Origin of the sequence: Henriciella sp., assembly GCF_049649345.1 — a bacterium.
Lineage (GTDB): Bacteria > Pseudomonadota > Alphaproteobacteria > Caulobacterales > Hyphomonadaceae > Henriciella.
Window position 1 is genome coordinate 1 of record NZ_JBARZC010000405.1, and the last position, 9,324, is coordinate 9,324.

Genomic DNA, 9,324 nt, shown 5'->3' on the forward strand with positions numbered 1-9,324 from the left:
CGACTCCAGTAACCCGCCCGTCAGGGCGAAAACAGAAAGTTATACGATGTCGATTACGGCAGAAAAGAAATCTGAACTGATCAAGAAATTCGCCCAGACTGATGGCGATACCGGGTCTCCGGAAGTCCAGGTCGCGATCCTCACGGAACGCATCAACAACCTGACCGAGCACTTCCAGACCAATAAGAAAGACCACCATTCGCGCCGCGGCCTGCTCAATCTGGTCGCCACGCGCCGCAAGCTCCTCGATTATCTGAAGAGGAAAAATGAAGAGCGTTATTCTGCGCTCATCAAAGAGCTCGGCATCCGCCGCTAGCTCAAGAACCTAGCCCGCCGGACATGGGGTCCAGGCGGGCTTTTCGTATGAAGAGAAAGACAATTTGATGTTTGACAAGCAAACCGTGTCGCTGGAATGGGCCGGCCGCACGTTGACGATCGAGACGGGCCGTGTCGCTCGTCAGGCTGACGGGGCCGTCCTCGTTACTTACGGTGACACCACCGTTCTCGCGACCGCAACCTTCCGCAAGGAAGCAAAACCCGGGCAGGACTTCTTCCCGCTGACGGTCAATTACCAGGAAAAATATTACGCATCGGGCCGCATCCCGGGCGGGTACTTCAAGCGTGAAGGCCGTCCGACCGAGAAAGAGACGCTGACGTCTCGTCTCATCGACCGCCCGATCCGTCCGCTTTTCGTGTCCGGCTTCAAGAATGAAGTCCAGGTCGTGCTCACGGCGATCTCCTATGACATGGAAAACGATCCGGATATTGTCGGCATGATTGGCGCCTCTGCAGCGCTAGTGCTCTCCGGCGCGCCCTTCATGGGCCCGATCGGCGCAGCTCGCGTCGGTTACAAAGATGGCAACTATCTGATCAACCCGACCGTGGATGATCTTGAAGAGTCCGAACTGGACCTCGTCGTCGCCGGCACCAATGATGCCGTCATGATGGTCGAATCCGAAGCCAAGGAGCTTGAGGAAGACATCATGCTCGGCGCTGTCATGGCCGGCCATGAAGCGATGCAGCCGGTAATCGATGCGATCATCAAGCTCGCCGAGAAATCCGCCAAGGAGCCGTTCGACTTTCAGGGCGAAGACCTTTCGGGCGAACTCAAGCAGATCCAGGATCTCGTCGGTGCAGACCTCTCTGCCGCCTACAAGATCACCGAGAAGCTCGATCGTCAGGAAGCTGTCGGCAATGCCCGCCAGAAAGCTGGCGAAGCACTAGTCGCAACCGAAGACAAGCCTGAGGGCATGGACGAGTCCGTGTTCAAGTCTGCCTTCAAGAAAGCCGAAGCGAAAGTTGTTCGCGGCGACATTCTGAAGACCGGCAAGCGCATCGATGGCCGTTCGCTCGATCAGGTTCGCCCGATTACCGCAGAAGCCGGCTTCCTGCCGCGCACGCACGGTTCAGCCCTGTTCACCCGCGGTGAAACCCAGGCGATCTGTGTGGCAACCCTCGGCACGTCAGACGATGAGCAGTTCATCGACGGCCTTGGCGGCACGCGCAAAGAGAAGTTCCTGCTTCACTATAACTTCCCGCCATATTCTGTCGGTGAAACCGGCCGTATGGGCGGTGCAGGCCGCCGGGAAATCGGTCACGGCAAGCTCGCTTGGCGCGCGCTTCAGGCCGTCCTGCCGGAACCGGAAGAGTTCCCGTACACGATCCGTCTGGTCTCCGAGATCACCGAGTCGAATGGCTCGTCCTCGATGGCAACGGTGTGCGGCTGTGCGCTCGCCATGATGGACGCCGGCGTGCCGATTGCACGTCCGGTCTCCGGGATCGCAATGGGCCTCATCAAGGAAGACGACGGCGTTGCCGTTCTGTCTGATATCCTTGGCGACGAGGACCATCTCGGCGACATGGACTTCAAGGTGGCCGGGACCGAAAAGGGTGTCACATCGCTCCAGATGGACATCAAGATTGCCGGCATCACCAAGGACATCATGAAAACTGCGCTCGAGCAGGCCAAAGGCGGCCGGTCGCACATTCTCAGCGAGATGAACAAGGCGCTGGCCGAGTCCCGTGGTGAGCTGTCTGCCAACGCCCCGCAAATGGAAATCGTGAACATCCCGGTCGACAAGATCCGGGACGTGATCGGCTCCGGCGGCAAGGTCATCCGTGATATCGTCGACACCACGGGCGCCAAGCTCAATGTCGAAGATGATGGCACGATCCAGATCTCGGCGCTCGACCGCGAGTCGATCGATGCGGCGAAGAAGCGGATCCGCGAACTCACCGCAGAGCCTGAAGCGGGCGAAATCTATGAGGGCAAGGTCGTCTCGATCAAGGACTTCGGCGCTTTCGTGAACTTCTTCGGGCCCAAGGACGGTCTGGTTCACGTCTCGCAGATGGCTGACGAGCGTATTGGCCACCCGAAAGATCTCGTCAAGGAAGGCGATACAATCTGGGTCAAGCTGATGGGCTTTGATGATCGCGGCAAAGTTCGCCTGTCGATGAAAGCCGTCGACCAGGAGACTGGCAAGGACAAGGAAGCGGCTGACGCCGACGCGGAATAGTCCTCCGTCTACGCCGAAAAGCGTAAATCTTTCAAAAGGCCGTCATTCGGGGCGGCCTTTTTCATTTCGCGGGCGGAACGGAAAACGGCAAAAAACGCCGCAATATCAGACTCCATCCGTAGGCTGATCAAAAAATTGTGCAGAGACACGGCCAGAATCTATTTGACATAAAACTGTCACATAGCGCTAATGTCAGTTATGTTACACTTTTATGACGCAATACGCACCGCATCCCTGCTGGCTCTGGCGGCAGCGGGCGGTGCATTGACCGCGCAGGCGGACACCGCGTGCGACCTGTCTGACGGCTATGGCGAAGCGCTTGTTTCCTATGTTCAGGAAGTCGAAGCCTGTCTTGAATCGGGCGGCGATTTCGTCACCGAGGTCGAGGCCGAGCTTGCCGCGCAGACCAATTCCACGCGCTCGAATGCCGGACTTCAACCGCTGATGCGCCGCGACACGCTCGACAAGGCCGCCCGCGCTCACGCGATGGACATGGCGGCGCGCGACTATGCCGGCCATACCGACCTTGAAGGCCGCGGACACGTTTACCGAATGCGCGCCATTGACCGGACGATGCTGACCGGCGCGACCGGCGCCAATGTCGTCGTCATGGCGGCCGATGCGAGCTCGACCGAGGTGTTCGACATGATCACTTCCGATCCGGCCAATCGCGAAAACCTGACGCGGGACACGTTTACCGACACAGGCATCGGCGTCGCGCGGTCCGGCGATACGATCTATGTCGTGCAGATGCTGACGACGGTCGATGGCGAGCTCGACAGGCCGATGCCGCTCTCGCTCGCCGAAGCCACGAGTTTTCAGCCGAATATCCGCCAGGACATGTTCCGCACTGCGGGCTGGAGCCTAAGCGATGCTGCAGGAAGACGCCTTGCGGGTGGCAGCCTGATGCGTGTTCACGCTGATAGCCTAGGCGCTGAAAGCAACGCCTATCTCGACGTGCTGGTTGAGCTGAATGCCGACACTTACGTTCTGAAAGGCCCGATCGTTTCGGTGCAATAGACAAGACCCCGAGACGGGAGGAAGCTCCCGTCCAAGGCGAAGAGGGCGTTTCCCATCGGGAGGCGCCCTCTTTGTTTGTGTCCAGGCCCCACCGCGACCCTCCCCGGCGGGAAGGGAATGGCGTTGCAGTTGGCTCGGCTGTTGCGAAGTCGAACCACGAGCGGGCGAGTGTCGTGACAGCAGCCACCATCCCCCTCTTGAGAGAGCCACGATGGAGCCTGGCTCTTTCCCCTTGCTCTTCTTCAGTCTAAAGCACGGCGCATGTCTGACACATCTGCATATCTTGTTGCCATGTCCGGTGGATCCGGGTCCGGCAAGTCGACGCTGGCAGACGCGCTGATCGCGCGGCTGGGCGCCGACAGGGCGGTCATCTTCCACGAGGACGGCTATTACTGGCCGATGCGCCATTATGGACCGTGCGAGACCGAAGAGCAGCGCGCCGCCATCATCGCGCAGGCCAATTATGATGACCCGGCCTCGAAGGACACAAACCACCTCGTCAATGACATTGCGGCGCTAAAACGCGGCCAGTCTATCGACCAGCCGGTCTATGACTATGACCGCCATGACCGGTCCGAGGAGACCCACAGGATCGACCCGGCGCCGGTCATCATCCTGGAGGGCATCCACGCTCTGTCTGTTCCGGCGCTCCTGCCATTGATCGATCTCTCCATCTACGTCGACACGCCGGACGATCTGCGCCTCGCGCGCCGTCTGCGCCGGGACGTGGTTGAGCGCGGGCGTACGGTTCAGAACGTGCTCGAACATTATCTGAAGACAGTGCGCGCGGCCCATTACCGCTTCACCTTTCCGTCGATGTTTGAAGCCGACCTTGTCATCGCCGATGAAGGTCTGCCGGCCTATGGGGATGTGGTGCCCAGTGACACGGCCATAGAGCGTATGCTGGCGCCGGTTCTCTCGCGCCTGCAGGCGGCTGGTATTCTGTGAACCATATCCGGGCTATAAAGCCCGTCATGTTTGGCAAACTGAGGATCCTCGCAGCTCTATTTGCGCTAGCCCCGTTTGGTGCGCACGCCCTGTGCGACCTCTCCATGGAGGCGCGCGCGGGCGAGGTGGACGACTATGTCCTCAACGGTCAGGCCTGCCTGGCGGACGTGCCGGATGGTTACGCCTTTGACGAGGATTTCGAATCCCGGATCGTCGACAGAATCAATGAGGCACGCCGCGCCGAGGGGCTTGATCCCTTGTCCGTCCGGAACGAGCTTCGCGATGCGGCCCGCTGGCACAGTCTCGACATGGCGGCGAATGACTATTTCGCCCATATGGGCCTCGACAAGCGCATCCCGGCCACGCGGATCTTCGCTTTTGACCGCACGCTACTTTCAAGTGTCCAGCGCGAGAATATCGCCGCCGTCATGGGCGCGGTGAACTGGGACACGGTTGTCGACAGGCTGCATGACGGCCTGATGGACAGTGAGAGCCACAGGGAAGCGATCCTCGCAGACGATGTGAACCAGATTGCGGTGGGCATTGTGAGAAAGCCGGATGGCATCTGGCTGACAGAGCTGTTCGTGAAGAAGGACGGTGCGTTCGACAGCCCCGTGCCGCTCAGCATTTCAGCCGACGCGCTGGTGACCCAGCCTGCGACCCTTGACGGCTGGGAATGGTCAGGCCTCGCCTTGCGCCAAAAGGGCAAGATCACCGATCTGAAAACGCGCGGCGGGCACACAGGCCGTATTCCAGGCAAGGCATCGGGCGTGTATGCGCTGACGGTGCGCGGCGAGCAGCCGGGGCCCGTGCCCAATTCCTGCCGCTACATGCACTTTTCCGGGCCCCGCGTGAAGATCGTGCCGGACGAGGGCAAGTCGAGCTAGGGAGAGGTTCCCCTGGGTGGGCCTCACATGATCTTCAGGATGTCGGCTATCGCCTTCCGCTTCAGCGCATGTTTCGGCACAACGGCATCGCCGGCCGGGTAACCCACCACCAGGATGAGGTACGGCTTTTCCGTCTTCGGGCGCCCGCAAATCTCGTTCAGGAAATTCATCGGGTTTGGCGTGTGGACCAGCGTGGCGAGGCCGGCCTGGTGGCAGGCGGCGATGAGCAGGCCTGTGGCGATACCGACGCTTTCATGGATGTAGTAATTTTTGCGGTCCTCGCCCGCTTCGGCCCCGCCGCGGCGCTGCGCGAAGATGCAGATCAGCCAGGGTGCGGTTTCCATATAGGGCTTGTCGGCATCGGTCCCGATCGGGGCGAGGGCGTCCAGCCACTCCTCGCCCGCCTTGCCTTCATAGAAGGCCCGCTCCTCGGCCTCTGCCGCCTCGCGGATCTGCCGCTTCTTTTCGGCGGCCTTTACGCAGGCGAAGAACCAGGGCTGGTGGTTCGCCCCTGACGGCGCAAGGCCGGCCGTGGCGACGCAATTCTCGATGACATCGCTGTAGACCGTCCGGCTGGAAAAGTGGCGGACCGACCGGCGCGTGCGCATGGAATTGTGAAACGCCTGCGCCCGGATCAGCATTTCGTCCTGGTCGCCCGGCGCATAGCCTTCCAGCGGAATATGGGTATCGGGTGAGGTTTTCATGGCTCGGCCTCAATCTCGCTACGGGTCGCGTTTCCTCATCGTCATGTCTGTGCCGGTCCGGCAGAAAGGTCTAGACTGGAGCCAGACAAAAAAGTTCTGAGGAGGAGTGCCATGAAGGATTTCAGCGGGAAGATCGCGGTCGTCACCGGCGGCGGTGCGGGAATGGGCCGGGAGATGACCAAACAGCTCGCCGAGGCTGGCTGCAGCGTCGCGATCTGCGATGTCAGCGAAGAAGACATGGCTGTCACGGTTTCCGAAGCGATGACGCTGGCGCCGCAGGGCGTTCGGGTCACGCAGTTCCGCGCCGATGTCGCGAATGAAAAAGATGTTCAGGCCTTCGCGGACCATGTCCGCACCGCGCATGAGACCGATCACATCCATGTGCTGATCAACAATGCCGGGATTGGCGGCGGCGGCAGCTTTGTCGATGGGCCGCGCGAGAACTGGGAGCGGACCTTCAATGTCTGCTGGTATGGCGTTTACAACAATGCGCGCGCCTTCATGGGCATGCTCGTCGCCGCGGATGAGGGCCATATCGTCAATGTGAGCTCCGTCAACGGTTTCTGGGCGAGCCTTGGGCCGGACACGCCGCATACGGCCTATTCTGCTGCCAAGTTCGCCGTCAAAGGCTTCACCGAAGCTCTGATCACGGATCTTCGCCTGAACGCTCCGCATGTAAAGGCCAGCGTCGTCATGCCCGGCCATATCGGCACGCAGATCGCGCTCAACACGCTGCGGGAGTTTGGCGACGATTCGGCTGTTGGTGGCGGCGGGGAGGAATTTGAAGAGGCCAAGGCCCGCGGCGAACAGTTCCGCGACAATGCGATCACCAGCGCATCTGATGCGGCGCGGGTCATCCTCGACGGTGTTCGCGCAGACGAATGGCGCATCCTGATCGGCCCTGACGCCGAAGCCATAGACGAGGCGGTCCGCAAGCGGCCGACAGATGCCTACAAGGGCGATTTCGGCATGAGCATCTTCGCCAAGCTGCGCGAGGCGATCCATCCGGGCTGAGGCAGGCGCGCGGAGGCGGCTTCATCCTTCGACGAGCTCAGGATGAGGCTGCTCTTGTTGCTCTGCCCGGTCCAACGGACCTCACCCTGAGCCTGTCGAAGGGCGAGGTCCGCGCGCACCAGGTCAATCTAACGATTGTCCAGCTCTGATCTCACCAGCTCCAGCCCCCGGCGCGTAATGCGGTAGGGGTCGCCATTCTTCGAGGCGATGGCGCGTTTGCGTTTGAGCTTGCGGAAAAGGTGCTCGTCGAGGCCGGGATAGCGCCAGCCATCGCGGCTATAGCAGTTTAGTTCGGCGAGTTTTTTCTTCTGTCTGATGACTTCGATTCGTCCGCCCTGTGCGAGCAGGTGGAGGATGCGCTGTTCGGCGCGAGAGATATCCATTTTGAGAGTAGTCCGGAAGTGTGCGCTGAAAAGCGCATGACAAGGATCAGCCTCTCGCGAGGAGAGACCGGTTCATCTTGTCGGCCTGCCTTGCCGGATCGGCGCAAGCGGCAGGCCCCTTAGCGGGACTCAGACTGATAATGTGTCATCAACACTCCGTTGAGCGCGAAATTTGCGCCAAGTGCATCTGATCGTCAAGCAGGGCGCTCTTTCTATTCCTCGCCCATATCCGGCACGCCGACGGCGTGGAAACCCGCATCGACGTGGATGACTTCGCCGGCAATCGAGTGGCCGATATCGGAGAGGAGATAGAGCGCTGCGCCTGCGACGCCTTCCATGCGCGTGTCTTCCTTCAGCAGAGACATGTCGCGGCCGGTGCCCATCAGCGACTTGCCGCCGCGAATGCCGGCCAGAGAGAGCGTGCGCATGGCGCCGGCAGAGATCGCGTTGACGCGGATGCCTTGTGGGCCGAGGTCACGCGCGGCGTACCGGGTGGACGCTTCCAGCGCGGCTTTGGCGACGCCCATGACGTTATAAGACGGAACGGTGCGTTCAGCGCCGAGATAGGTCATGCAGATGATCGCGCCGCCATCCGGCATCATTTCAGACGCGCGGCGCGAACAGTCGATGAAGGAATAGACCGAGATGTCCATGGCACGGCGGAAGCCTTCGCGCGTGGTATTGGCGACCATGGAGCCCTGCAGCTCGTCCTTGCCGGCAAAGGCGATGGAATGGACCAGGAAGTCGATCTTGCCCCATTTGTCCTTGATGGCCGCGAAGGCGGCGTCCATGGAGGCGTCGTCGGTGACGTCCGCCGGGATCATCGTGTCCATGCCAATGGATTCGATCAGAGGGCGCACGCGGCGCTCAAGGCTCTCGCCCTGATAGGTGAAGGCGATTTCGGCGCCCTGCGCGGCTAGCTGTTTCGAGATGCCCCAAGCGATCGAGTTTCCATTGGCAACGCCCATGACTATGCCGCGCTTGCCCTTCATCAGTTCGCCTGCCGGCATATTCCAGTCGTCGGACATGTCTCTTCCTCCTGGCGGTGGTGTGTTTGATTTTGTTATCCGGGCTAGGCGCGGCGGGCGCTGAGGTCAAGCCGATGGGGCGTCGCCCGCTCGCTCTCGTCGGGGCTTAGCCTGCTGGATCGAGAATGTTCTTAAGGCCGACTTTCATGTCGAGCGCGGTGTAGACATGCTCTTCATCAACATAGACCCGGCCATCGGCAATGCCGAGATTGAGCTTGCCGCGGCGCACGCGCTTGATGTCGATGACATATTTGACGAGCTTCTTGTCCGGCGTGATCTCGCCGGTGAATTTCACTTCGCCAACGCCGAGCGCCCGGCCCTTGCCCGGAGAGCCGGACCAGCCAAGCCAGTAGCCGACCGCCTGCCACATCGCGTCGAGGCCAAGACAGCCCGGCATGACAGGGTCGCCCGGAAAGTGGCACTGGAAGAACCAGAGCTCAGGGTTGATGTCATACTCGCCGATGACCGAGCCCTTGCCAAACTCGCCGCCATCGATCGTGATTTCGGTGATCCGGTCCATCATCAGCATCGGCGGCACAGGCAGCTGCGCATTGCCGAGGCCAAACAGCTGGCCCTGGCCGGAAGAGAGAAGATCCTCGCGTGTGTAGGAGGATTTTGGCGTGTGGAAATCGTGTGGTCCGCTCATTTTTTATCCTGAATTCTTGTCGCTTACGGAAACATGCGCATGAGCCTGCCCCGATCCGGCTTGTCAAGCAAACAGGCTGGGCAGAAGCGTTGCAGGATTGCAGAGGTGGGGGTGGTTTGTGGGCGCGCCGAGGCGCTTCAAGGACTGACGCCCACTGTGGTTCGACTTCGCTCACCAT

At 60.8% G+C, this 9,324-nt stretch carries 10 protein-coding genes; 6 read left to right on the forward strand and 4 right to left on the reverse strand.

Annotation, left to right across the window (positions count from 1 at the left end; genetic code table 11):
• The first annotated feature begins 46 nt into the window (after positions 1-46).
• From rpsO to WA989_RS11240, 5 genes are all read left to right on the forward strand, one after another.
• The gene (gene rpsO / locus WA989_RS11220) at positions 47-316 is read left to right on the forward strand and encodes a 30S ribosomal protein S15 (RefSeq protein ID WP_424340598.1); all 270 of its coding nucleotides are present in this window, start codon (positions 47-49) and stop codon (positions 314-316) included.
• Between the two features lie 67 nt (positions 317-383).
• Positions 384-2,516 (forward strand): polyribonucleotide nucleotidyltransferase, encoded by a 2,133-nt coding sequence (gene pnp / locus WA989_RS11225; RefSeq protein ID WP_424340589.1) that lies wholly within the window; start codon positions 384-386, stop codon positions 2,514-2,516.
• Between the two features lie 198 nt (positions 2,517-2,714).
• Positions 2,715-3,536, forward strand: a complete 822-nt coding sequence (locus WA989_RS11230) for a CAP domain-containing protein (protein WP_424340590.1) — start codon at positions 2,715-2,717, stop codon at positions 3,534-3,536.
• A 261-nt stretch (positions 3,537-3,797) separates the two neighbouring features.
• Positions 3,798-4,484 (forward strand): uridine kinase, encoded by a 687-nt coding sequence (gene udk, locus WA989_RS11235; RefSeq protein WP_424340591.1) that lies wholly within the window; start codon positions 3,798-3,800, stop codon positions 4,482-4,484.
• 26 nt (positions 4,485-4,510) lie between these two features.
• Positions 4,511-5,371: a CAP domain-containing protein gene (locus WA989_RS11240; RefSeq protein ID WP_424340592.1), complete on the forward strand. Its 861-nt coding sequence runs from the start codon at positions 4,511-4,513 to the stop codon at positions 5,369-5,371.
• Between the two features lie 23 nt (positions 5,372-5,394).
• Here the strand turns inward: WA989_RS11240 and WA989_RS11245 are convergent, their stop codons facing one another.
• Positions 5,395-6,075 carry a nitroreductase family protein gene (locus tag WA989_RS11245; RefSeq protein ID WP_424340593.1) on the reverse strand — a complete coding sequence of 227 codons (681 nt, stop codon included), beginning with the start codon at positions 6,073-6,075 and terminating at the stop codon, positions 5,395-5,397.
• A gap of 111 nt (positions 6,076-6,186) precedes the next feature.
• On the opposite strand from WA989_RS11245, the gene WA989_RS11250 reads away from it, so the two are divergent.
• A complete protein-coding gene (locus tag WA989_RS11250; RefSeq protein ID WP_424340594.1) occupies positions 6,187-7,089 on the forward strand; it encodes an SDR family NAD(P)-dependent oxidoreductase in 903 nt (300 codons plus the stop codon).
• A gap of 128 nt (positions 7,090-7,217) precedes the next feature.
• On the opposite strand, the gene WA989_RS11255 is transcribed toward WA989_RS11250, so the two are convergent.
• The 3 genes from WA989_RS11255 to fabA all read right to left on the reverse strand — a co-directional run bounded on the left by WA989_RS11255 (position 7,218) and on the right by fabA (position 9,146).
• The gene (locus tag WA989_RS11255; protein WP_424340595.1) at positions 7,218-7,472 is read right to left on the reverse strand and encodes a YjhX family toxin; all 255 of its coding nucleotides are present in this window, start codon (positions 7,470-7,472) and stop codon (positions 7,218-7,220) included.
• Between the two features lie 212 nt (positions 7,473-7,684).
• On the reverse strand, positions 7,685-8,500 hold the full coding sequence (locus WA989_RS11260; RefSeq protein WP_424340596.1) for an enoyl-ACP reductase FabI: 816 nt from the start codon (positions 8,498-8,500) through the stop codon (positions 7,685-7,687).
• A gap of 106 nt (positions 8,501-8,606) precedes the next feature.
• Positions 8,607-9,146: a bifunctional 3-hydroxydecanoyl-ACP dehydratase/trans-2-decenoyl-ACP isomerase gene (gene fabA, locus WA989_RS11265; protein ID WP_424340597.1), complete on the reverse strand. Its 540-nt coding sequence runs from the start codon at positions 9,144-9,146 to the stop codon at positions 8,607-8,609.
• Positions 9,147-9,324 lie beyond the last annotated feature (178 nt).

What these genes read in the sequence shown, in the direction of transcription:
- WA989_RS11240 (WP_424340592.1), top strand. Translation starts at nt 4,511, where the DNA reads ATGTTTGGCAAACTGAGGATCCTCGCAGCTCTATTTGCGCTAGCCCCG.
- WA989_RS11260 (WP_424340596.1), bottom strand. Translation starts at nt 8,500, where the DNA reads ATGTCCGACGACTGGAATATGCCGGCAGGCGAACTGATGAAGGGCAAG.
- WA989_RS11250 (WP_424340594.1), top strand. Translation starts at nt 6,187, where the DNA reads ATGAAGGATTTCAGCGGGAAGATCGCGGTCGTCACCGGCGGCGGTGCG.
- pnp (WP_424340589.1), top strand. Translation starts at nt 384, where the DNA reads ATGTTTGACAAGCAAACCGTGTCGCTGGAATGGGCCGGCCGCACGTTG.
- fabA (WP_424340597.1), bottom strand. Translation starts at nt 9,146, where the DNA reads ATGAGCGGACCACACGATTTCCACACGCCAAAATCCTCCTACACACGC.
- WA989_RS11245 (WP_424340593.1), bottom strand. Translation starts at nt 6,075, where the DNA reads ATGAAAACCTCACCCGATACCCATATTCCGCTGGAAGGCTATGCGCCG.
- udk (WP_424340591.1), top strand. Translation starts at nt 3,798, where the DNA reads ATGTCTGACACATCTGCATATCTTGTTGCCATGTCCGGTGGATCCGGG.
- WA989_RS11255 (WP_424340595.1), bottom strand. Translation starts at nt 7,472, where the DNA reads ATGGATATCTCTCGCGCCGAACAGCGCATCCTCCACCTGCTCGCACAG.
- rpsO (WP_424340598.1), top strand. Translation starts at nt 47, where the DNA reads ATGTCGATTACGGCAGAAAAGAAATCTGAACTGATCAAGAAATTCGCC.
- WA989_RS11230 (WP_424340590.1), top strand. Translation starts at nt 2,715, where the DNA reads ATGTTACACTTTTATGACGCAATACGCACCGCATCCCTGCTGGCTCTG.